Source organism: Opacimonas viscosa (assembly GCF_024199005.1).
Lineage (GTDB): Bacteria > Pseudomonadota > Gammaproteobacteria > Enterobacterales > Alteromonadaceae > Opacimonas > Opacimonas viscosa.
In genome coordinates this window covers 37533-60178 of the sequence record NZ_JANATA010000007.1, presented here as the reverse complement: position 1 = coordinate 60178, position 22646 = coordinate 37533, and the positions used below count along the sequence as shown (strand labels likewise).

Sequence of the window (22646 nt, the reverse complement as noted above, 5' to 3'; positions counted from 1 at the left end):
AGAATATCCATTTTATGTCATCTAGCCAGGTTAGTATTTATCTAAAATGTAGGGTTTTTATTAGCGCCTTAACCTTGTTATGGGTCACGTTATTTAGCGGGCTTACCCATGCTCAAAGTAGTAACTTAGGTAGTTTATTTAACGATGAACCTCAGTTTCTCAAGGAGTCTGAAGCGTTTATTTTTGATTTTTCTCAGCGTGGAGACCGCTTGGAACTTCGCTGGCAAATTGCGGATGGATATTATCTTTATAAAAAACAATTCAAAACGGTCACTAAAAACGCAACGATTGGCGAACCTAACTTTCCCGTCGCAACCCAAATAGAAGATGAGTTTTTTGGGATTTCAGATGTATTTTTTAACCAAGTTTCCATCTCCTATCCCATCATCGAATCGATCAACGATGGTGTGGTAAAAATACGCTACCAAGGCTGCGCAGAAGCTGGCTTATGTTATCCACCTACCACCAAAGTGGTTTACTTAACGGCGGTGAATTCATCGTCAGGTTTAGCGGATAGCGCTATCCCACCAGCTTCATTGCTGGACATATCGGACCGCCTAGAAACTTCTCAAAACACTCGCTCCGCTCCAGTTTCACAACAGTATACACTAGCTGAAAGATTAGTAAGCCCTGACTCACTAGCTTTAACTTTACTCGCATTTTTAGCCTTGGGTATTGGTTTAGCATTCACTCCGTGTGTCTTTCCAATGTATCCCATACTCTCGAGCATTGTTCTTGGCCAAAAAACATCATTAAAAACATCTGAAGCCTTTGTTTTGTCTTTTGTGTATGTCCAAGGGATGGCTATTACGTACTCGTTGTTGGGTTTGATTGTTGCTTCTGCTGGCGTGCAGTTCCAAGCGGCTTTACAAAATCCTTATTTGCTCTCCTTTTTCATTGTGGCTTTTGTTCTATTAGCAATCGCTATGTTCGGAGCTTATGAGATCCAATTACCATCCAAATGGCAAGAAAAACTCAATAACCTTTCCAACCAACAAAAAGGGGGAAATCTGTTCGGCGTCTTTTTGATGGGGGTAATTTCTGGACTTATCGCCTCTCCATGTACGACAGCGCCACTCACTGCTATCTTACTATTCATCGCCCAAAGCGGTGACTTATTACTCGGCTTTACTGCGCTTTATGTTTTGAGCTTAGGTATGGGCATCCCGTTGATTTTATTTGGTATGACCGGTGGCAAATTATTACCCAAAGCAGGCAATTGGATGAATGTGGTCAAAGCCACTTTTGGTTTCCTGATGTTAATCGTGGCCATCACATTTGTCGAAAGGATTATTATTGATCCCTTAACTGATTTATTATGGGCAGGTGTTGGCTTTGCACTGTTTACGTATTATGGCACCCTGAATCAAGCAACTAAGAGTTCTTTTGCGAAAGGCTTGCGCAATGCCGTTATTTATCTAGGTTTAATCGCATCATTTATGTATGGCTACAACAGCCTGTTCCAAACTCAGGCCATGAGATACAGCACTCAAAATAACGCACCACATGCGGCTCAGCATCCTAATTTTACTGTCGTCAAAGACCTTGGTGATCTAGCAGCTAAAATTGCAGCCGCAAATGCTTCAGGTAAAACCGTCATGGTAGATTTATACGCTGACTGGTGTGTCGCCTGTAAGGAATTTGAAAAATATACATTCCCAGATCCTGCAGTCGTCGCAGCGTTAAGTAATACCGTTTGGCTACAAATCGATTTGACTGATAACACCCCAACGAATTTAGCTTTCCAAGAAGAGTTTGCAATCAAAGGCCTACCAACCATTTTATTCTTCGACGAACAAGGTTATGAGCTGACACAATCCCGTGTGACAGGCTTTTTACCTGCAGATGCATTTGCCACTCATGTAAATGCAATATTTTCCGATAAGTAAATATTAGTCAAGTCACAACACAGGATATGTTGTGGCTTTTCCGTGTTTAAATAACATGCACTTATTTTATGTGAAGGAATGCATATGGATTTGCAGTACCGCTATATCTACATCTCTTTGGCTGTTACTTTAGGAGCCATATCGAGTATTTTCGTGTTTAATCAACAACCAGCGATTCTGGTTGTGGCCATTTTTTCTATCGCTGCGGCGTTCTATCTCGTCAGTGAGCAGCGCCGTTATATGAACATGTATAAACGACGGCTCCAAGAGCGTAAAGATGAACAAGCCAATCTGTCATCTCTACTTGCCTCAGAAATCAATAACATGATTTTAGAGTGCGAAAAAAGCTTACTGAATATCAACTCGACCCAACAAGATGCCATTGATTTGATTGGTAACAGTTTCGTCGAAATTCAGTCATTGATGCTCAAACAAAGCACCTTAGTCCAACGCAATGTAGATGCAGATAGCTTAGAGTACGCCCAAGTAACCCGTCTTGCCGGTGATATTCGAAATTTCATGAATGAATCTATCAGGGGCATGCAATTCGGTGATATTAACACCCAAAACCTACAGTTTTGTTTAGATACCTTACGCTTTATCAGAGAGCATATTGAAACTATTGGACAAGATGATCTAGACGTTGTGATAGCCGATATTCGTGAATATTTAGAAACGTTACAAAAGCGCCGAGATGTAAATAACAACCCTGTTTCTAGCAAATCAATGCAAGCTGGTGAAATCGAATTTTTTTAAGTCTTACGACACGGAACAAGAAAATGGAAAAACATATATTAGTAGTTGATGACTCGCCATCCATTCGACAAATGGTGGAAGTCACGTTGAGCGGTTCAAAGTACAAAGTCACCGTTGCACCAGATGGACAAGAAGCTCTAGATCTGTGTCAAATCCACGATTTTGACTTTGTCTTAACCGATCAAAATATGCCACGAATGGATGGCCTAACTTTGATCAAATCATTGCGTAAAATGACCGAATATCGTCAGAAACCCATTGTTATGTTAACCACCGAGGCAAGTGATGCCATGAAAGCGCAAGGACGCGCAGCCGGTGCTACAGGATGGATGGTGAAACCCTTTGACCCTGACAAATTAGTCATGGTCACAGAAAAAGTACTCAGCCGTTAATTAACACAGGCTCACCTTCATTAGGAAGCAACGTTCGCTAGATTGTCATTAAGGGAGTAATAATGTCTGTAGATCTAGGCCAATTCCACGATGTATTTTTTGCTGAAACACGAGAGCATATCCAAGACATGGAAGCGTTGTTTGTTTCGTATCAGCCTGAAAATATCGAACTCGAAAGCATCAACCGTGTTTTTCGAGCTGCCCACTCTATTAAAGGTGGCAGCGGTATGTTTGGTTTTAGTGCATTGACAGATTTAACCCATTTAATGGAGAACTTTTTAGACCTGGTACGCAAGGAAAAAGCAGAACTGACCTCGGCCAAAATAGATACTTTACTAGCTGCGCTTGATGTTCTTTCCGTTACTGTAGATGCATATGAAAATAACGAAGCGCTCGATAATTCCGTCATATCTGAGTGTAAACAACAACTCAGTCACTTATTAGATAACTGCGAACATCTAGAACAAGCAGACACTGATTTTGGATTTTTTAACACCGACGACAGCGATGATTTTGGTTTCTTTGCAACCACCGAGCCAAGCACAGATTCACCTTCAAATGAACCGCACGATTTACATGTTCATGTAGCAACACTTACCGAAGAATCCACTAATATATCTACTCCAGCCAATAAACAAGCGATGCAGCAATCCATTCGAGTGAATACGGATAAAATTGATAACTTGATAAATATTATGGGTGAGTTAGTTATCGCCGACGTGATGTTACAACAAGTACACTGTGATACTCCCAAAGAACACACACAAATCCATCGTGCGTTAGAGTTGATCAATGCCAATATTCGCGACATGCAAGACGCTGTTATGTCGATGCGCATGATGCCATTGTCTTTTATTTTTAATCGTTTTCCCCGCCTTTTAAGAGAACTAGCCAAAGAACTCAACAAGGAAGTCAATCTAGATATCACCGGTGCAGAAACAGAAATCGATAAAGGTATGATTGAACAGTTGGTGGACCCACTCACGCATTTGATTCGCAACAGTATTGATCATGGTGTAGAGCTCCCTTCAACACGAGAAGAAATCGGCAAACCTAGATCCGCAACGGTCACTTTAGCCGCACAACAAAAAGGCAGCTATATCTATATCTCAGTCATAGATGATGGCATGGGATTGCACAAACAGAAGATATTAGAAACGGCTTACGCCAATAATCTTATTAAGTCGATGGATCTCAGCGACGAAGATACATGGCCATTAATTTTACAACCAGGGTTTTCCACCGCGACGACTGTCACTAATATCTCTGGGCGTGGCGTGGGTATGGATGTAGTGGTGAAAAATATCGAGGCACTCGGCGGTAAGTTAGACATTATTTCAGAGTCAGGAAAAGGTGCCACTTTTACGATAAGACTGCCACTCACCATGGCGATTATAGAGGGAATGAAGGTTGCTTGTGCGGGCCAAACATACATCATTCCCATGCACAATATTGTAGAGTCATTCCGTCCTACGAAAGAGCAAGTGAAAACAATTACAGACGACTATTTAATCAATATACGCGAGCAGTATTTACCCATTGTTGCGCTCCATGACCTGCTCCATCCAGAGGCCTATAAACCACATCCAGAAGAATCGATCATGATGATCATCGAAGTCGGTCATAAACGCTACTGCCTGCATGTTGACAACCTACTCGGTCAGCAACAAGTGGTCATAAAAAGCCTTGAAAAAAATTATAAAGCAGTTCCCTGTATGTCTGGTGCAACCATAATGGCAGATGGGAGCGTTGCGTTTATTTTGGATGTCGAACAACTAGCTTTACAAACGTTACAACGAACCAAACAACAACTACAGCATGAGGCAGTAGATGAATAATCAAGAATATTTAACCTTTGTGCTAGGTAAGGAAACCTATGCATTGGATATTTTACAAGTCAAAGAAATTTGCTCATATGAACCCACGACACCTATTGCTAATGCGCCTGAGTATGTGAAAGGTGTCATAAATCTACGCGGAGATATCGTCCCCATAATCGATCTCCGAGTGAAATTTGGTATTGGCCAAGCATGTTACAACGAATTTACTATAGTCATTATGCTAAATATCGAAAACCGTATTATTGGGATAGTAGTGGATGAAGTATCGGACGTCATCCATATCAACTTTGCAGATATACAACCAGCACCTGACTTTGGGGTGGCTTTTGATAATGCCTATTTGCGAGGTCTCACAGAAGTCCAAGATAATATGGTCATTATTGTCAACATTAACAAACTCATGACAAGCAAAGATATCGGCATATTTGCACAAATGGAAATTGCAGCAGGAGCTACAACATGAACCTTTCAAATCACTTAAACAACATCAAACTTCCATTCAAAATGCTAAGTATTGGTATCTTAGCTTTGGTTAGTGTAGCGATCCCAACCAGTTATTTTTACCAGACAACACAAGGTAAAATTACTGTTACTGAGCAAGAAATTACTGGTATGCAACAGATTAAAGATATTATTTATATACAAAAATATCTTGCTGAACATCGCGGCATTACCGCACGCGTTTTCGGTGGTGATAAAACCGCTGAAGGCCTGCGTTTTGAAACGAGTGGAATAGTGGATACGCATTTTGATCACGTCGAACAAATCTTCCGTAGAACCAATGAAATAGAGCTTTTAGCCGAACTAAAAACTATCAAGCGTAGCTGGTCCACTTTGAAATCCAATGTCCTAAGTGACGCTATTGATGCTCGCACAGCGTTTGCCAATCATTCTGCACTGATCACCGAAACAGCGCAATTAGCATCTTCTGTTTTAGAATATTCAGGCCTTTATTATGACCCCCAAGCAGCCAGTTACCACTTAATCATAGGGAATATGAAAGATCTACCTCGCCTGACGGATGCACTAGGTAAAGTCAGAGGAAAAACCGCCGGTATATTGAGTAAAGGAACAGTAAGTAACTCTGAGAAATTAGAATTACGTAGCTTGTTAAACGGTATTAGGTATCCCGCATATGATTTTAGTCTTCATATGCAAGCCGCAGTAAAAACCAACCCTAATTTTAGTCCCTTGGGCAAACAAGCTGATGAGTTTAGTCAGGAAATACAAGCACTGTTTTCTTTGGTAAATAGCGAATTACTCGACAAAACTAAGACTGATTATTCTGCCGCGTTATTTTTTGATAATGCGACCACCCTTATCAACCGTATTTACGATGTTCATGAAAGTATTAACCTACAATTATCAAACGTATTTACGCAACGCATCCAAGACATCAATACTTCGCGTACCTATGCGCTAGGGACAATTCTTCTCACTGCCTTGTTGAGTATATTGTTAGGTAGCATATTAGTTTTGTCTGTGCTGCGTTCCATCAGAGAGTTAGGGGAACACTTCTCTGCAATAGCCAAAGGCGAATTCATTGTCAGTACTGAAGCGCGACGCAAAGATGAGATTGGTGGTTTATTCAAGCAATTAAATAAAGTCACCGATTTGCTCGCTGAAAATAAAATCAAATCGGATGAAGCCTTCCAGGTTAAACAAGCGCTAGATAATAGTTCCACTGCCTTTATGCTCAGTGACCACCAACGCAAAATTATTTATGCCAATAAAGCAACAACCTCTGTCCTTGAGGAAGCAGAAGATCAAATAAAACAAAGCATCGCACATTTTTCAGCGCAGCATTTACTGGGTCAAAAAATTGATATGTTTATGAAAAATACGGATATTCAAGGCAGTGATCTCGCTAACCTGACGCACGATCTCATTACGAATATCCATCTAGGTCAAATGGATTTCAGATTGATCATTAGTCCTATTTTTACTGTAGGCAACACTTTAGTGGGTTACTCGACGGAATTACATGATATGACGGCAGTCTTTGAAGAAGAACGCAAACAACGTCGTATTCTCGAATCTTTAAACTGCACGACAACCAATGTCATGATTGCTGATGCCGATGATAAAATCATTTATTTAAATGGTTCTATCGAGCGTATGCTCAACGATTGCGAAAAAGATATCCAAGAGGCTTTACCACACTTTTCAGCTGCCAAAATCATCGGTAACTCAATGGATATCTTCCATAAAAATCCAAACCACCAAACGGCTTTGATTGCAAATTTACAAGGAACACACGAGGCACAAATTCAAATTGGCAAACGCTATTTCAGGTTCATTATTAACCCCATCCAATCAGAAAATGGTGAGCGACTCGGTGCGGTTGTAGAATGGTTAGATCGCACGAAAGAGGTCAATGCTGAGAACGAAATTTCAGCCATGGTAGGTGCTGCCTTGCAAGGAGATTTTTCACAACGGATAGATACGGACAACAAAGAAGGGTTTTTAGCCAAAATCTCCTCGAGTCTCAATGAATTTATTGATGTCACAGAAACTGGCTTATCTGATGTTAATCAAGTACTCAATGCTATTGCCCAAGGTGATTTGACGCAACGTGTTGAAAACGAATATGCCGGTGTGTTTCATGATATGAAAACATACTGTAACGATAGCTGTGACAAATTATCCGAAATGATTGCCTCGATTCGTCATGCGACAGAGACCATTAACTTGGCATCTTCTGAAATCTCGCAAGGGAATATGGACCTTTCATCTCGCACAGAAGAACAGGCGTCCAGTCTAGAGCAAACAGCTTCTACAATGGATGAAATAACTGGTACCGTAAAACTCAATGCGCAAAATGCAGAACAAGCGAACCACCTCTCTTCTGAAGCCGCATCGATTGCTTTTAATGGTGGTGATTTAATTCAGCAAGTCGTCAACACTATGTCATCGATAAATGAGTCTGCGGAAAAAATTGCGAATATTATTAGCGTCATTGATAGTATTGCCTTCCAGACCAATATCTTAGCGTTAAATGCAGCAGTAGAAGCCGCACGAGCTGGTGAACAGGGTCGAGGTTTTGCCGTGGTAGCATCAGAAGTTCGGACGTTGGCACAGCGTTCGGCAGATGCTGCAAAAGATATAAAACACCTGATTACCGATTCCGTTGACAAGGTCACTAATGGCAATCAACTAGTCCATCAATCTGGTGAAACGATGAAAGAAATTGTCGTATCGATTCAGCGTGTAAACGATATTATGGGTGAAATCGCTTCTGCGTCTTCTGAGCAATCTATCAGTATTGATGAAGTCAGTAATTCCATTACACAAATGGATGAAATGACACAACAAAATGCAGCATTAGTTGAAGAAGCTGCAGCCTCTTCGGAATCATTGAGAGTCCAAGCTGAACAATTAACGCTAAGTGTGGCTGAGTTCCGTTTAGCTGAACAGCATGATTTACCTCTGGCTGAACATTCTGATACTGCTTTATCACATACCCAAACACTTGAGTTTAGACCACACACTAGTACAACAAAACCCTTGTCACGGTTGACTAGAAAACGTCCTTCTCCGGATGATGAATGGGAAAACTTTTAAATCATGATCATAGAAAATGAGCGGGAGTTTATTTTTACTGACGAAAACTTTACCCAAGTTCGTCAGTTAATGTTTAAATTTTCTGGCGTGAATATTTCAGAGGCAAAAAGAAACATGGTCTATAGCCGTTTAAGTAAACGGCTCCGTGACTTGTCACTCCAAGATTTCAGCCATTACTTAAAACAAGTAAAACAATCATCACGAGAACAGGCTCATTTTGTTAATGCATTAACCACAAATCTCACTGCATTTTTTCGTGAACAACATCATTTTTCTGCGGTTGAACAATACCTAGAAAAACACAATCGCAGTATCAATATTTGGAGCGCCGGTTGTAGCTCAGGTGAAGAACCATACTCTTTGGCTATCACTGCAATTAAGGCGCGCAATAGTTTCAGCCCAAAGGTACGTATCCTAGCCAGTGATATAAATTCTGAAGTTCTCAGATTTGCTAAAAAAGGAGTCTATAATTTAGAGGATGTTGACAAATTACCGTCAACTATCAAGCAATCCTTCTTTTTCAAAGGCAAAAAGAAACAAATTGGTAAAGCGAAAATAATCCCAGATGTAAAAGGTATCGTTGCCTTTAAGAATATCAATTTATTCTCTGCTGAGTGGCAGCTACCTGGCATGTTCGATATTATTTTTTGCCGTAATGTACTCATTTATTTTAAACCCAAAGAAAAAGAGAGAATCATTCGACAGATGTTAACTCACCTCAAAACCGGTGGATTATTAGTGGTAGGACATTCAGAAAATTATAGCCACTTAACCCAGGAACTAATATCAGTAGGTCAAACTATCTATCAAAAACGATAGTTTGTATTCTCTATTTCGAGCTAATAACAGGAAAACGCATGAGTAAAACTGACGCCACCCGCGAATTTTATTATGACAAATATTTTGGGCTACATGCGGCCAAAATTAACCCTGGTGAATTTACGGCGACCGACAAAAACATTATGCTAGTGACGGTACTGGGTTCTTGTATTGCGGTTTGTCTACGCGATCCCGTCAATCATGTTCACGGTATGAACCATTTTTTATTGCCGGATGCTCAGGATATTCCCAACCCAAACATGTCACCAGCATCTTATGGGGTCAATGCCATGGAGTTGCTGATCAATGACATGCTAAAAATTGGTGCTAAACGCCAATACTTAGAGGCCAAAATTTTTGGCGGTTCAAATGCACTATATAACGATAAGATTCCCAACACAGGTGAGAAAAATAAGGCTTTTATTCTAGAGTACATGGCTTTAGAAAGAATTCCTGTGATAGCCCAAGATATCGGGGGTAATGTCCCAAGAAAAATATACTTTCTACCCGGAACTGGTGAAGTAAAATTGCGCCGTCTTAAAATCGTTAAAAATGCCACGATTATAGAGCGTGAGGCTGACTATTGTGCAGAGATTACGAGTGGTAACTTAGATGGCGGATTCAGTGATTTTGGTGCCGCATGAGTATCAATGTATTAGTCATAGATGATTCAGCATTAATCCGAGCGGTCCTGTCGGAAATCATTAAAGATGCCCCTGGATTACACCTCGTGGGCACCGCCAAGAATGCTTTTCAAGCTCGAGATATGGTTAATCAGCACAAGCCTGATGTCATTACTTTGGATATCGAAATGCCAGAGATGAACGGCTTGGCATTTTTAGAGAAGTTAATGCGAGCTCACCCTACAGCGGTTATTATGATCTCATCATCGACCAGCAAAGGCAGTGCTGAAACACTTAAATCAATGGAATTAGGGGCTGTGGATTTTGTCGAAAAACCAACCAGTGGCATTGCGGTGGGTCTAGGCAAATACAAAGAAACATTGATTGAAAAAATTAAAAATGCAGCCAATGCTAAAATCAAGCAACGTAAACTACCTAAACTCGCCCATCCACTGACGATATCAGCTTGTACAGATTCACGTTATGTTATCGGTATCGGTGCAAGTACTGGCGGCACTGAAGCCATTAAAGACTTGTTAGTTTCCCTACCACAGCAGTTCCCGCCTATTGTGATTACCCAACATATGCCAAGTGGTTTCACCACTACATTTGCACAGCGCCTCAACGCAATGTGCAAAATTTGCGTCAAGGAAGCACAAAATCATGAAATACTAAGAGCAAATACCGCCTATATTGCTCCTGGTGATCGTCACATGACAATCCAAAACTCAGCAAATGGTATGTGCATTAAACTTCAGGATGGTCCTTTAGTGTCTGGACATAAACCCTCTGTTGATGTGATGTTTGATTCTTTGGCCAAAACAATGGGCCAGCATACAGTAGCGGCGATACTGACAGGCATGGGCAAAGATGGGGCAAAGGGGTTGTTGCATATCAAACAAGCGGGAGGCAAAACGTTTGCCCAAGATGAAGAAAGTTCAGTTGTATTCGGTATGCCTCGCGAAGCCATTAAGTTAAAAGCCGCTCAAGAAGTGGTGCCGTTGGCTTACTTGGGACAAAAAATCAGAAAGGTATTGCAATAATCAGCATACCAGGCAAATTTTTCCTCTTATAAGTTTAGTCATCCATGTTTTGGCCGATAGTATTCAAATACTATTTAGTATATTTATATCTGATATTCCGTTAAACACCGATTCCACATTAGCTATTACATACGCTAAATATTGTCGTTTACTGATGTATACAGTGTAAAAGCATCTATAATTTATATCTATTTGTTCATGTACCGAAAAGGACCTTCCATGTTAGGCATTATTTTTACCAACTTAGTTGAAATGATTGAAACTGAAATATCTGCTGAGATGGCGGATGAAATATTAGATGAAGCAGAACTGTCGACTGACGGCGCCTATACTTCTGTTGGACATTACCCTTTCGAGGATGTATTAGCCATCGTGACACTGTTATCAGAAAAAACAGATACGCCCATCCCCGATCTCATTTTTGCATTTGGTCAGTATTTATTTCCTAAATTGGTGGCTGGACACCAACACATCCTGCCAAAAAATGCGACATTAATGGATTTATTAGTACAACTGGATTCAAATATTCATGTGGAAGTATTAAAGCTTTATCCTAATGCCACCTTGCCAACGTTTTCTATTTTAGAACAAACATCTGATGGCATAGTGTTGGAATACGGTTCACCACGACAATTAGATACTTTAGCGGCAGGTCTAATTACTGGTGGCAGTCAATACTTTGGTGTTGAGGTGGATATTGCCATGAACACACTGAGTGATGAACCATATCGTGTCAAAATTGATGTAAAAATCCGCGAAAAAGTCGCTAATTAGAGTATAACTAACGAAAGCTTCTGATAAGACCAGTAAAATACTGCTAAATAGTGAATATTCACTATAATAGAGAGTTGAATTATTGGAAAAGTAATTTTATAGTGATTTTCACTACATTATTATCTATTTTATCGGAGTTTTCGTGAACATATTGATTCTAAATGGTCCAAACTTAAACCTGTTGGGCACACGCGAACCTGAAATTTATGGCTCACAAACCCTAGATGATGTGATGCAGGTCTGTGTCAAACTCGGTGCAGAGCTTGGTCACAACGTTACCTATCTCCAAACCAATGCAGAATATGCACTTATCGATGCTGTTCAAGCTGCCCAAGCTGATATTGATTTTATTATCATTAACCCTGCTGCATTTACACATACTAGCGTGGCTTTACGAGATGCTCTGTTAGGCGTAGCCATCCCTTTTATAGAAATCCATATTTCAAACGTACACGCGCGTGAATCATTTCGCCAACATTCTTACCTATCTGACGTGGCCCAAGGGGTTATTGTCGGTTGTGGTACTTACGGTTATCAATTAGCACTGCAAAGTGCTGATCAATATTTATCCTCTCTTTCATAAGGCAAAACGTCATGGATATTAGAAAAATAAAAAAACTTATCGAACTGGTTGAAGAATCAGGTATAGCTGAACTAGAAATTACAGAAGGTGAAGAGTCAGTTCGTATTCACCGTGGTGCATCAGCTTCTGCACAACAAGTCTTCGCAGCACCTGCCCCTGTAGCCGCACCAGCAGCTGCACCAGCTGTGGCACCAGTAGCAGAAGCACCAGCTGCTGAAGTAGTGACAGGCCACACGGTTAAATCACCGATGGTTGGTACGTTCTACCGCGCCTCATCTCCAGAAGCCAAAGCGTTTGCTGAAGTAGGGACTAAAGTCAACGTCGGTGATACCTTATGTATTATCGAAGCGATGAAAATGATGAACCAAATCGAAGCTGACAAAGCCGGCGTGGTAAAAGCAATCCTAGTCGAAAACCAAGATGCAGTTGAATTTGACCAGCCACTATTTATCATTGAATAAGGGAGTAGTACCTTATGCTAGATAAAGTTTTAATTGCAAACCGTGGTGAAATTGCCCTACGGATTTTGCGTGCATGTAAAGAACTTGGTATTAAAACAGTTGCTGTTCACTCGACAGCTGATAAAAACCTAAAGCACGTTTTACTTGCTGACGAATCTATTTGTATTGGTAAAGCATCTGCTCAAGAAAGCTATTTGAATATTCCTCGTCTGATCGCAGCCGCCGAAGTTACTAATTCTGTTGCGATTCACCCAGGCTATGGCTTCCTTGCTGAAAGTGCTGATTTTGCTGAAGCCGTCGAAAAAAGCGGCTTTGTATTTATTGGTCCAAAAGCCGAAACCATTAACCTAATGGGTGACAAGGTATCCGCTATCAATGCCATGAAAAAAGCAGGAGTACCTTGTGTTCCTGGTTCTGATGGTCCATTGACAGATGATATGGAGCGCAATAAAAGTATCGCTAAACGCATCGGTTATCCAATCATCGTTAAAGCATCTGGTGGTGGCGGCGGTCGTGGTATGCGTGTGGTCCGTAGCGAAGCAGAATTAGTTGAATCCATTGCAACCACCAAAGCGGAAGCCGGTGCTGCATTTAACAATGATGTTGTTTACATGGAGAAATTCCTAGAAAATCCTCGCCATGTAGAAATCCAAGTATTAGCTGACGGTCAAGGTGGTGCGATCCATCTAGGTGAACGTGATTGCTCTATGCAGCGTCGTCACCAAAAAGTAGTTGAAGAGGCGCCAGCTCCAGGTGTTTCAGACCAAATGCGTGAAAAGATCGGGGAACGTTGCCGTAAAGCATGTATTGAAATTGGTTACCGTGGTGCAGGTACGTTTGAATTCTTGTATGAAAACGGAGAGTTTTATTTCATTGAAATGAATACCCGTATTCAGGTTGAGCACCCTGTTTCTGAAATGATTACTGGTGTAGATCTGATTAAAGAACAACTTCGTGTTGCTGCTGGTCAGCCATTATCACTAGACCAATCACAAATTAAAATCAAAGGCCATGCGATCGAATGTCGTATCAATGCCGAAGATCCTGAAACATTCTTACCCAGCCCAGGCAAAATATCGATGTTCCACGCGCCGGGTGGTTTAGGTATTCGTTGGGAATCCCATATCTATTCTGGATATTCTGTCCCGCCGTTTTATGATTCGATGATCGGTAAATTGATTACCTATGGTGAGACACGTGACGAGGCGATTGCTCGTATGCGGCATGCCTTGAGTGAGCTAGTGATTGAAGGTATCAAGACCAATGTTTCTTTGCAGCAGGCTATCATGGCTGATGAAAACTTCTTTGCTGGCGGTACAAACATTCACTACCTTGAGAAGAAATTAGGTTTAGCTTAGGCTAAAACCCTATATTTACATCAAAAACCAGAGTACTTACTCTGGTTTTTTTTTGCCTATTTTATATCACTCAGCTTATTGGCTTTATTTGCAAAGCCTCTTCTGGAATACATTGACAAGCTAGTGACACACCCGATTGTTTTTCTACGGACAGCAAGCCTGGGCTATGTTCATTTTGCATATGATGCGCCCCCTGAACAGCAATCTTGCAACGACCGCATAACCCTTTTTTACATGCATGTGGCAAGCGGATTTGTTGGGTTAAGGCTGCTTGTAGCACAGTTTCATTTGGTGCTACATTGATTTCATGCACAGTACCATTAAGCTCCACACGCACCTTGTGCGATATCATAGTTTGGTTTGTATTATCGGTAGCGTTAGTGCATCTACTCTGCGTAATAGCACCTGTAACATCGTTTATATGAGCATCATAGCGATACCATGGAATACGCGGTAAAGCATGGTGCACTTGATGAGTATTTTGGCCCATAAAAATCCATTTTGCGCCAAAGAAATTGAAATTCCTTGAATGCTCTGGCGCACTTTGTGTCTGGTGTGGATAATGCGGCAGATAATCCAACGCAAAAGCCAACAAAGCACTGGCTAGAAAAACAGGCAGAATAAGATACAACAAAATGGTATCCCAAATACCCAACCCAGCGACAAACATACCTAAAAATGCTAAGCCAATAAAATACGCTACCGTTTGCCAGACCGCCAAAATCGTGACCTGACCATTGACGCTTGCTTTGATAAAAAAGTGCAAGTAGCTCAGTGGCAGTATTAATCCTTTACCAAAGGCCAGCCAGACAGGGCCAGCCATAAAATGGTCAGGATCTTTTTCAGGATCGTTAGTATGAGCATGATGTATCAGGTGGACGACTTTAAATAAAGAGAACGGCATGATAATAAACGGCACGGACGCCAACCAACCTAGAGGGTTTTCTAGCCTGCTTAACTTCGGTGTCCCGGCAAAGATATTCTCATGAGAAGCCTCATGCATCACGGTAAAGACCCAATAAATCGTTATTGTCAGCAAAATAATATGCCAACCCAGCGATAAATGAGGTAATTCAGCCAGCGCAAATGCCATATTGCCCAATAAACCTAAATACACAACTGTCAACACACAGGCCAGTGCGACATTCCCCCAATTTACCGGTTTTACATAAGTCGCGTATATACACTGCTGTTTATCAATAGTCGTGTATAGTTTTTCTTTCAACGCTGATGGTGACATGTTTGTGCGCTCCACTATTCCTCTAAAGTACACGTTAATTGTATGCATTAAATCAGCAGATACTTACACTATTACGACAGTAAATTATTTAAAAACGACAATCTATTATGGATAACTGACATTTTGCGCTAATGTAATGGTAAATAAGTAAAAAAGTACAGAGTACCGTGGCTCATTATATTTCTAATCGTTTTTTGCGCTCCTACCAGACATTATTGCGCGAACGCGGACATGAACCGTCTGCGGTTTTTGCTACGCTAGGTTTTTCTGAATCCATGCTCAGTACCAAATACCATCTGATTGATATAGTCGATTTTGGACAATTACTTGAATATACCGTCAAACTCAGAAATGCCGCAGATATCGGGCATGCGCTCGCCCAAGCTCAAGATCTCACAGTGTTAGGGAGCTTAGTCGATAAAATAGCGCTTTGTGCCAACGTAGGTGAGCTGCTCGTAATTATTGAAAAGCATATCCACCTCATTGTGCCTAGTTTATCAATGACAGTTGAGCATTCTGAATTTAAGTTAAGCATTAACTTAACCAGTAGTATTGGGGTATTAAATCAAAGTGCAGTCTTCCAAGAATATGTTGTGACCTTGGCTCTGCAGTGTCTAGGGCAACTCCTACCGAACAATATTCCAGTACGGAGTATTTATTTTCAAGCAAACGAATGTGACTTTGTTTCACCTCAAGCACTGCAAAGCTATTTCGCGACACCTGTTGGTTTTGGTAAAGCCGTGACTCAAGTTAACTTTCCAACCCAACTCGCTCAACAAAAAATTCCCAAAAATACACAATGGCTTACTACTTCTTTTAATGATTCATTAGCAGAAGAAGATCTCATTGAACAAGTTTCAGAATTAGTAGGTATTGGCTTAGCAAATCAAACAGCTACGCTACCACACATTGCACGAGTATTAGGCAAACATCCAAGAAAATTACAACGGGATTTAGCATTTTATGGGGTTAACTTTAATACCATTTTACAAAATGTACGTATGCATTATGCCTACGAATTGATTTGTAAAACCAGTCATGACTTAAATACGATCGCCTTAATGTTAGGGTATAAACATGGCTCAGGGCTGAGTGCACATATTAGAAAGTGGTTTGGAGCGTCTTTGGTCCAACTCCGTAAAAATGAACGTTTACATCGATTTGCAAAGGGCATAAAAAAGCCCACCTAAAAGGTGGGCTAAACAGCAAGAACGCGTACACACTTTAACAGTGCATAGTAGTTACGCTAGCTTTTCAAAAATGGTTTAAAAAATATGCAAAAAAATGATGAATAAAAAAGAATTAATTAACAACATACTAGAATTAGAGGATTGTCACCCGGTAGCATTGCTCTGGTATCGCATGGTATTGGACGTACCTAATGATATTGTCAACCTTCATCAAGACGTGCTAGATCTGTATTTATTTCCAGAACGTTTACTCAATAGTTATCGTCAAGAATGGCAAGTTTATATTCGCAAAGCACTCATGCAACGCTGCAAAGAACCGATACTTACAGGGAAAATTATTCTTGATTGTATTGCTGACGCTGAAGCAAAAATACATTTTAATAAAGTGAAACAACAAGAAATGATCACCGTCGTCGAGCAAATTACTCATCATGCAGACAAACTCCTTCCATTTCCTTCTCAACTCAGGAAAAACCTTGAAGTTCTACTCAAAATTTAGTTTTTTAAAGTACGATTTTAGTATTACTCATACTTTCGCATTAGGTGAAAACCCATAGTAAAATACGGGGGGGTTAACCAATAGAATTGCCGGACAATTTACCGCTCATTTCACCGATTTTATAGAAGTGATAGTGCACCATAAAAAGCAAAGTTAACGTTGAAAGATTATCTATATTTTATATATATATCAATATCTTAGATAAATTACCTATCACTTCCACAAACATTGTTAACAAGCAAACCCAGAGTTAACATTTTATTAATATTGTTAACAACATTACATTAAAAATACGCTTATAACGCACAAAAATCGAGCAATAAACACAATATAGCATCATTTTTGGAAACTTATTTATTCCAAAAATTGCTTTATTATAGTGATTTCGATCATTATTGTGCGTCCACAGTAACTCAACACAAAAAGATAGGAACACACATGAAAAAGATTTTAACTACAACAGCAGCGGCTGTTTTATTAGGCCTTGCTACTCAAGCAAATGCAGCCGTAGAATTAGTCAACAATGGTGACACTAAAGTAACTTTAGCGGGTTTTGTTAAAGTTGATGCGCGTCACGTCAGCGGTGATTTATACCGTAACGGTTACTTCATCGGTTCTGCAGCAGCAGGTGACTTCAGCCAAACAGATTTCAATGCTAACCAATCTCGTCTTCAGTTCAAAGTACAACACGGTAAAGTTACTGGTGTTATCGAAATGGATGCGGATACTGCAGTACAAAGCTCTAACGAAATCATTTCTAACTCTGATGGTTTCCGTGTTCGTCACGCTTTCATCAAGTGGGATAACTGGTTAGTAGGTCAAACTTGGTCAACGTTCATGCCTTTACATGCATTAGCTGAAACACTAGATTTTGGTGGTGCACACGTAGGTGAAGCGTTCATCCGTCAAACTCAGATTCGTTATACCAACGGCGGTTTCTCTTTCGCATTAGAAAACCCATATACATTCGGTACTGCTGGGACTCGAACTACAGACGTTGTCAGTGTAGTTGACGGTGTTGCAACAGTTGTTTCTCAGACTACTAATGTTAATGCATCAGAAGCAAAACAATCTATGCCTGATATCGTTGCTCGTTATGACTTTAAAGGTGACTGGGGTCAAGCAAACGTAGGTGCATTAATCCGTAAAGTAGATCAATCTGGTATTGATGAAACTGCAATCGGCTTTAACGCTGCAGCTAAAATCAAAATGGGCGGCAAAAATGACCTACGTGTATCTGTTGCACAAGGTGAGTATGGTCGTTATGTAGGTACTGTTGCTGTTCCAGATATCATCACGGTAAATGATGAAACACGTGTTGAAGAAGGTACTTCTTTCACAGCAGCATACCGTGCATTCTGGAATGAAGACACTCGTTCTACTTTCTTCTACGGTCAATCAACAACTGATTTAGGTGACAGAGACCGTTCACACATGGGTGTAAACGTTATCACTAATGTAACATCTAAACTAAAAGTTGGTGTTGAAGTAGGTAAATACGCTCAAAACGAAGCAGCTGATTTAAGCTCTAACTATCTATTAGCTTCTGCACAGTTCTCTTTCTAAGAAACTGCTGATTTAGCTATCTAATATTTAGTATGAAAGGCCGTTACAAATTTTGTAACGGCCTTTTTCTTAGTAAAAATAAGAGGACTTTTCATGATAAGCATCGCGTAAATGCTCAATCAACATACGCAATTTCAAATCTGGTTGACGCATCCTTGGATAGACTGCATATATTCCTACTTTTTTTGCCGTATAATCAGCTAATACCGGGACAAAGTCACCATTTTCGATATCATCATGGACCAATGCATATGGCACATAAGCCAAGCCTAGATCAGCTTTAGCAGCCTGTCTTAAAGCATTTAAATCACCAGAACAAAAAGACCCATCCACTTGCACCACATATTCTTCGTTGTCGTTACTAAAACGCCAAGCTGCAGGACCACTCGTTTCATTTTTGTACAACAAACAATTGTGATATTCGAGTTGTGTTGTGTTTTGTGGCAAACCATTTTTACGAATATACTCTGCAGTCCCAACAATCACCCAATTAGAATTGACTAAGCGTCGAGCCATTAAGCTCGAGTCTTCAAGGACACCGGTACGAATCGCCAAATCAAAACCATCTTCTATTAGATCTACTACCTTATCATCGACATTAAGCTCAATGCGTATTTCTGGGTGCGCTTTACAAAATTTTGCAATTGCCTCATTTAAAACCAATCGTGCCGATACCGCAGGTGCCGTAATTTTTATTTTACCGCTCACAGTATCGCTATATCCAGTCACTGCGTCTTGGGCCTCTTGGAGTGCAGTTTTAGCCAACTTTGCTTTTTGATATAGCATTTGCCCACCATCAGTGAGGGACAATTTCCGCGTAGAACGATACATCAGCTGCATATTCAATGCCGCTTCCAAACGAGATATCCGTTTACTGACCACTGAGTTCGTTATCTCTTGTTGCTGGGCCACTTTTGAAAAAGAACCAGCTTCAACAACTTGTACAAATAAAAATATATCATCAGCTTTGACACCTGCCATATGCATACTTTCCTTCAAAAATGATTAATAACAAAATATAGAGTAATTACTATCGATATTATAGCAATTTTAGAAACTAACCATTGCACGTTCGTCTATATATCGAACACATTGTTTGTCGTATCTTGATGATAAAATAGGTTATGTAACAACAAAGGCTAGGCTATGCATCCGCAATATCTCAATTCTCTTTCGCATATTCTCGATAATGAACGCATCATTACCGACATATCTCGACGTCGCGCCTATGCCACTGATGCCAGCTTTTATCAGTTGATCCCTGCCTTGGTCATAAAAGTGGCTAGCATTGGGGAAATGCAAGATGTCTTAGCCTTGAGTTTTTTACATAATATACCAGTGACGTTTCGTGCGGCTGGTACAAGTTTGTCTGGCCAAGCAATTACCGATTCGGTACTCATTTTACTGACCGAACATTGGCGTAATCACGAAATTTTAGAAAATGGACAAAAAATTCGCTTGCAACCAGGAGTTGTTGGTGCGGATGCAAACCGCTACCTAGCCCCATACCAAAGAAAAATTGGTCCCGACCCCGCTTCTATTAACGCTTGTAAGATCGGCGGTATCGCCGCTAACAATGCGTCAGGAATGTGTTGTGGCGTCGCCAAAAATACTTTTTATACAATGGCTGAAATGACGATAATCTTTGCTGATGGCACTGCATTAAATACTGGTGATGCCAGTAGTATTGCCGCATTTAGAACGTCTCATAAACCCTTATTAGATGCTATCGAAGCGCTTGCTCAAAACGTTCAAGCAGATGCCGAGCTGACGACACTAATTCAACACAAGTACCGCTTGAAAAACACCACCGGTTATTCACTCAACGCATTAACTGACTACACAGATCCAGTATCTGTTTTAAGTCACTTAATGGTAGGTTCAGAAGGCACATTAGGCTTCATTGCTGATATTACCTACAATACGGTTGTCGAACATCCATATAAAGCGACTGGACTGTATCTGTTTGCCAATCCCACGATTGCCTGCCAATTAGCATCAACACTACGAGAATATCCAGTAGATGCCGTCGAATTACTCGATCAACGCGCACTAAATTCTGTAGCAGGCAAGCCGGGACTACCCGATACATTTTGTCATAATGCACCCACATCTACCGCACTGTTAATTGAAACCACAGCAAGTGACCAAGCCTCTCTTGACGCCCACATATCCCAACTCACCAGTTTAGTACAGCAAGCACAGCCCTTAGAGGCGATTCATTTTTCTCAAGATGCCGTTCTCAGCGCACAATTATGGGCCATCCGTAAAGCGACTTTTCCAGCAGTTGGTGCCGTCCGTGAGACTGGGACAACGGTAATCATCGAGGATGTTTCTTTTCCTCATGATGTATTGGACCAAGGGGTGTTAGGCCTACAAGCACTTTTTGCTAAATATAATTATACCGAAGCGCTTATTTTTGGGCATGCGCTGGCCGGTAACCTGCACTTTGTTTTCACTCAGGCATTTGATACACCTGAGCAAGTACAACGCTATGATGATTTCATGCGCGATGTGGCCCAGTTAGTCGCTGTTGATTTCCAAGGTTCGTTAAAAGCAGAGCATGGCACAGGGCGAAATATGGCTCCATTTGTAGAGCTAGAATGGGGTAAAAAAGCGTTCTCGGTAATGCGTGAGTTAAAACAGATTATTGACCCTACAGGTATTTTAAATCCTGGTGTCATTCTCAATGAAGATCCGGACGCACATATCAAGAACCTAAAGGCGCTGCCTAAAGCAAATGACATCGTCGATAAATGTATTGAGTGCGGTTTTTGTGAGCCCGTTTGCCCGTCCAAGGATCTGACTTTTACCCCCCGTCAGCGCATTGCAATTTGGCGTCGTATCCAACAACTAAAGGACCGTGGATATTTAATTGATGCTGAACGTCAAGAACTTGGACAGCTTGAACACGATTTTCAGTATTATGGGATAGATACGTGTGCAGCCACTGGACTGTGCGCAGAACGGTGTCCTGTTGGTATCAACACAGGTGATTTAATACGCGAACTGCGCGGACAAAATGTGGGTAAATTTGGCACAACCATTGCGAAATTTTCAAGTGAACAATTTGCCCCTCTCACCAAGACAGCTGGCACAGCATTAGGACTTGCCAGTCGTATTAGTAAGATTATTGGCCCGACTCGCACCAACACACTGGGACGTACACTCCATCACAGTACGGGTAGAAGAATGCCGTTATGGTTTAGTCGTTATCCACAACCAGCGGCTCCGCTTGGCACTTCCAAATCCGCATCTAGTCAATCCCTTGTCGCACAGACAAAACTTGAGCTAGAGGCGAACCATGCTGAGTCTAAAAAACATACTCTTGAGGTTATTTACTTCCCTAGCTGTGCTTCACGGACTATGGGACCAGATCCACTGAGCAAAGAGCAACGCAGCTTACATGAAGTGACGCAAACCGTACTCCACAAAGCTGGTTATACAGTGACAATCCCAGCGTCTGTGTCAGGTTTATGTTGTGGTATGCCATTTTCTTCCAAAGGTTTAAGCCAATTCGCTACAGCCAAAGGGGATGAGTTATTAGCTAGCTTACAAACCCTCTCCGATAATGGCCGCATTCCGATTATCTTTGATACAAGCCCATGTAAATTGCGCTTGGCGGAATTAGGACATGCCCTACCTATTTTTGAAGCGTGTGAATTTATGGCACAGCACGCTTTGGACAAACTGGATATTCAACCAATTAACGAAACTGTGGCACTGCATATTACGTGTAGTAGCCAAAAGATGGGACTCAGCTCTGCTTTGCAAACCATAGCTCAACGTTGTGCGACCCATGTTATCGAACCAGAAGGCATCCACTGTTGTGGGTTTGCTGGGGATAAAGGCATGACCCAACCAGAACTGAATGCCTCAGCATTGAGTACGTTGAAAAAACAAGTAGGGAGTTCGTGTAGTAACGGCTACAGTAATTCTCGCACCTGTGAAATAGGATTGAGCGAGCATTCGGGTATTGATTATCAATCATTACTGTATTTGTTAGATCGCGCATCCACTGCTAAAGCATCTGCTTAAGCGGATGCGC

General features: G+C 41.1%; 19 protein-coding genes. 17 read left to right on the top strand and 2 right to left on the bottom strand.

Features of this window, described 5'->3' with window-relative positions:
* The first annotated feature begins 14 nt into the window (after positions 1–14).
* The 13 genes from NLF92_RS05590 (at position 15) to accC (ending at position 14103) form a co-directional block, all read left to right on the top strand.
* Positions 15–1889 carry a protein-disulfide reductase DsbD gene (locus NLF92_RS05590; protein WP_254099676.1) on the top strand — a complete coding sequence of 625 codons (1875 nt, stop codon included), beginning with the start codon at positions 15–17 and terminating at the stop codon, positions 1887–1889.
* An 84-nt stretch (positions 1890–1973) separates the two neighbouring features.
* The gene (locus NLF92_RS05585; RefSeq protein ID WP_254099674.1) at positions 1974–2645 is read left to right on the top strand and encodes a hypothetical protein; all 672 of its coding nucleotides are present in this window, start codon (positions 1974–1976) and stop codon (positions 2643–2645) included.
* Positions 2646–2668: 23 nt separating this feature from the next.
* On the top strand, positions 2669–3037 hold the full coding sequence (locus NLF92_RS05580) for a response regulator (RefSeq protein WP_254099672.1): 369 nt from the start codon (positions 2669–2671) through the stop codon (positions 3035–3037).
* Between the two features lie 62 nt (positions 3038–3099).
* Complete coding sequence (locus tag NLF92_RS05575) at positions 3100–4875, top strand: chemotaxis protein CheA (RefSeq protein ID WP_254099670.1); 1776 nt, start codon at positions 3100–3102, stop codon at positions 4873–4875.
* The gene (locus NLF92_RS05570) at positions 4868–5341 is read left to right on the top strand and encodes a chemotaxis protein CheW (protein WP_254099668.1); all 474 of its coding nucleotides are present in this window, start codon (positions 4868–4870) and stop codon (positions 5339–5341) included. The genes NLF92_RS05575 and NLF92_RS05570 overlap by 8 nt, the downstream gene beginning before the upstream one ends.
* A complete protein-coding gene (locus tag NLF92_RS05565) occupies positions 5338–8442 on the top strand; it encodes a methyl-accepting chemotaxis protein (protein WP_254099666.1) in 3105 nt (1034 codons plus the stop codon). The genes NLF92_RS05570 and NLF92_RS05565 overlap by 4 nt, the downstream gene beginning before the upstream one ends.
* 3 nt (positions 8443–8445) lie before the next feature.
* On the top strand, positions 8446–9261 hold the full coding sequence (locus tag NLF92_RS05560) for a CheR family methyltransferase (RefSeq protein WP_254099664.1): 816 nt from the start codon (positions 8446–8448) through the stop codon (positions 9259–9261).
* Between the two features lie 38 nt (positions 9262–9299).
* Positions 9300–9905 carry a chemoreceptor glutamine deamidase CheD gene (gene cheD, locus NLF92_RS05555; RefSeq protein ID WP_254099662.1) on the top strand — a complete coding sequence of 202 codons (606 nt, stop codon included), beginning with the start codon at positions 9300–9302 and terminating at the stop codon, positions 9903–9905.
* On the top strand, positions 9902–10927 hold the full coding sequence (locus NLF92_RS05550; RefSeq protein ID WP_254099660.1) for a protein-glutamate methylesterase/protein-glutamine glutaminase: 1026 nt from the start codon (positions 9902–9904) through the stop codon (positions 10925–10927). The genes cheD and NLF92_RS05550 overlap by 4 nt, the downstream gene beginning before the upstream one ends.
* 219 nt (positions 10928–11146) lie before the next feature.
* On the top strand, positions 11147–11701 hold the full coding sequence (locus tag NLF92_RS05545; RefSeq protein WP_254099658.1) for a heme NO-binding domain-containing protein: 555 nt from the start codon (positions 11147–11149) through the stop codon (positions 11699–11701).
* 142 nt (positions 11702–11843) lie between these two features.
* Positions 11844–12284 (top strand): type II 3-dehydroquinate dehydratase, encoded by a 441-nt coding sequence (gene aroQ / locus NLF92_RS05540; RefSeq protein ID WP_254099656.1) that lies wholly within the window; start codon positions 11844–11846, stop codon positions 12282–12284.
* A gap of 11 nt (positions 12285–12295) precedes the next feature.
* Entirely contained in the window at positions 12296–12745 is a 450-nt protein-coding gene (gene accB / locus NLF92_RS05535) for an acetyl-CoA carboxylase biotin carboxyl carrier protein (RefSeq protein WP_254099654.1), read from the top strand.
* A 14-nt stretch (positions 12746–12759) separates the two neighbouring features.
* A complete protein-coding gene (gene accC / locus NLF92_RS05530; RefSeq protein ID WP_254099653.1) occupies positions 12760–14103 on the top strand; it encodes an acetyl-CoA carboxylase biotin carboxylase subunit in 1344 nt (447 codons plus the stop codon).
* A gap of 70 nt (positions 14104–14173) precedes the next feature.
* Here accC and NLF92_RS05525 read toward each other — a convergent pair whose 3' ends face one another.
* Positions 14174–15343, bottom strand: coding sequence for a fatty acid desaturase (locus tag NLF92_RS05525; protein WP_254099652.1), 1170 nt, complete (start codon positions 15341–15343; stop codon positions 14174–14176).
* Between the two features lie 167 nt (positions 15344–15510).
* Here NLF92_RS05525 and NLF92_RS05520 point away from each other — a divergent pair, with 167 nt between their 5' ends.
* The 3 genes from NLF92_RS05520 to NLF92_RS05510 all read left to right on the top strand — a co-directional run bounded on the left by NLF92_RS05520 (position 15511) and on the right by NLF92_RS05510 (position 18598).
* Positions 15511–16533 (top strand): helix-turn-helix domain-containing protein, encoded by a 1023-nt coding sequence (locus tag NLF92_RS05520; protein ID WP_254099651.1) that lies wholly within the window; start codon positions 15511–15513, stop codon positions 16531–16533.
* A gap of 94 nt (positions 16534–16627) precedes the next feature.
* Positions 16628–17032, top strand: a complete 405-nt coding sequence (locus NLF92_RS05515) for a hypothetical protein (protein ID WP_254099650.1) — start codon at positions 16628–16630, stop codon at positions 17030–17032.
* A gap of 438 nt (positions 17033–17470) precedes the next feature.
* Positions 17471–18598, top strand: coding sequence for a DcaP family trimeric outer membrane transporter (locus NLF92_RS05510; protein ID WP_254099649.1), 1128 nt, complete (start codon positions 17471–17473; stop codon positions 18596–18598).
* A gap of 69 nt (positions 18599–18667) precedes the next feature.
* Here NLF92_RS05510 and NLF92_RS05505 read toward each other — a convergent pair whose 3' ends face one another.
* Positions 18668–19579: a LysR family transcriptional regulator gene (locus NLF92_RS05505; protein WP_254099647.1), complete on the bottom strand. Its 912-nt coding sequence runs from the start codon at positions 19577–19579 to the stop codon at positions 18668–18670.
* Positions 19580–19744: 165 nt separating this feature from the next.
* On the opposite strand from NLF92_RS05505, the gene NLF92_RS05500 reads away from it, so the two are divergent.
* A complete protein-coding gene (locus tag NLF92_RS05500) occupies positions 19745–22636 on the top strand; it encodes an FAD-binding and (Fe-S)-binding domain-containing protein (RefSeq protein WP_254099645.1) in 2892 nt (963 codons plus the stop codon).
* The last annotated feature ends 10 nt before the right edge of the window (positions 22637–22646 follow it).

Bases quoted from the DNA above. Each gene is read 5' to 3' on its own strand.
- NLF92_RS05590 (WP_254099676.1), top strand. From the start codon at position 15: ATGTCATCTAGCCAGGTTAGTATTTATCTAAAATGTAGGGTTTTTATT.
- NLF92_RS05585 (WP_254099674.1), top strand. From the start codon at position 1,974: ATGGATTTGCAGTACCGCTATATCTACATCTCTTTGGCTGTTACTTTA.
- NLF92_RS05580 (WP_254099672.1), top strand. From the start codon at position 2,669: ATGGAAAAACATATATTAGTAGTTGATGACTCGCCATCCATTCGACAA.
- NLF92_RS05575 (WP_254099670.1), top strand. From the start codon at position 3,100: ATGTCTGTAGATCTAGGCCAATTCCACGATGTATTTTTTGCTGAAACA.
- NLF92_RS05570 (WP_254099668.1), top strand. From the start codon at position 4,868: ATGAATAATCAAGAATATTTAACCTTTGTGCTAGGTAAGGAAACCTAT.
- NLF92_RS05565 (WP_254099666.1), top strand. From the start codon at position 5,338: ATGAACCTTTCAAATCACTTAAACAACATCAAACTTCCATTCAAAATG.
- NLF92_RS05560 (WP_254099664.1), top strand. From the start codon at position 8,446: ATGATCATAGAAAATGAGCGGGAGTTTATTTTTACTGACGAAAACTTT.
- cheD (WP_254099662.1), top strand. From the start codon at position 9,300: ATGAGTAAAACTGACGCCACCCGCGAATTTTATTATGACAAATATTTT.
- NLF92_RS05550 (WP_254099660.1), top strand. From the start codon at position 9,902: ATGAGTATCAATGTATTAGTCATAGATGATTCAGCATTAATCCGAGCG.
- NLF92_RS05545 (WP_254099658.1), top strand. From the start codon at position 11,147: ATGTTAGGCATTATTTTTACCAACTTAGTTGAAATGATTGAAACTGAA.
- accB (WP_254099654.1), top strand. From the start codon at position 12,296: ATGGATATTAGAAAAATAAAAAAACTTATCGAACTGGTTGAAGAATCA.
- accC (WP_254099653.1), top strand. From the start codon at position 12,760: ATGCTAGATAAAGTTTTAATTGCAAACCGTGGTGAAATTGCCCTACGG.
- NLF92_RS05525 (WP_254099652.1), bottom strand. From the start codon at position 15,343: ATGTCACCATCAGCGTTGAAAGAAAAACTATACACGACTATTGATAAA.
- NLF92_RS05515 (WP_254099650.1), top strand. From the start codon at position 16,628: ATGATGAATAAAAAAGAATTAATTAACAACATACTAGAATTAGAGGAT.
- NLF92_RS05510 (WP_254099649.1), top strand. From the start codon at position 17,471: ATGAAAAAGATTTTAACTACAACAGCAGCGGCTGTTTTATTAGGCCTT.
- NLF92_RS05505 (WP_254099647.1), bottom strand. From the start codon at position 19,579: ATGGCAGGTGTCAAAGCTGATGATATATTTTTATTTGTACAAGTTGTT.
- NLF92_RS05500 (WP_254099645.1), top strand. From the start codon at position 19,745: ATGCATCCGCAATATCTCAATTCTCTTTCGCATATTCTCGATAATGAA.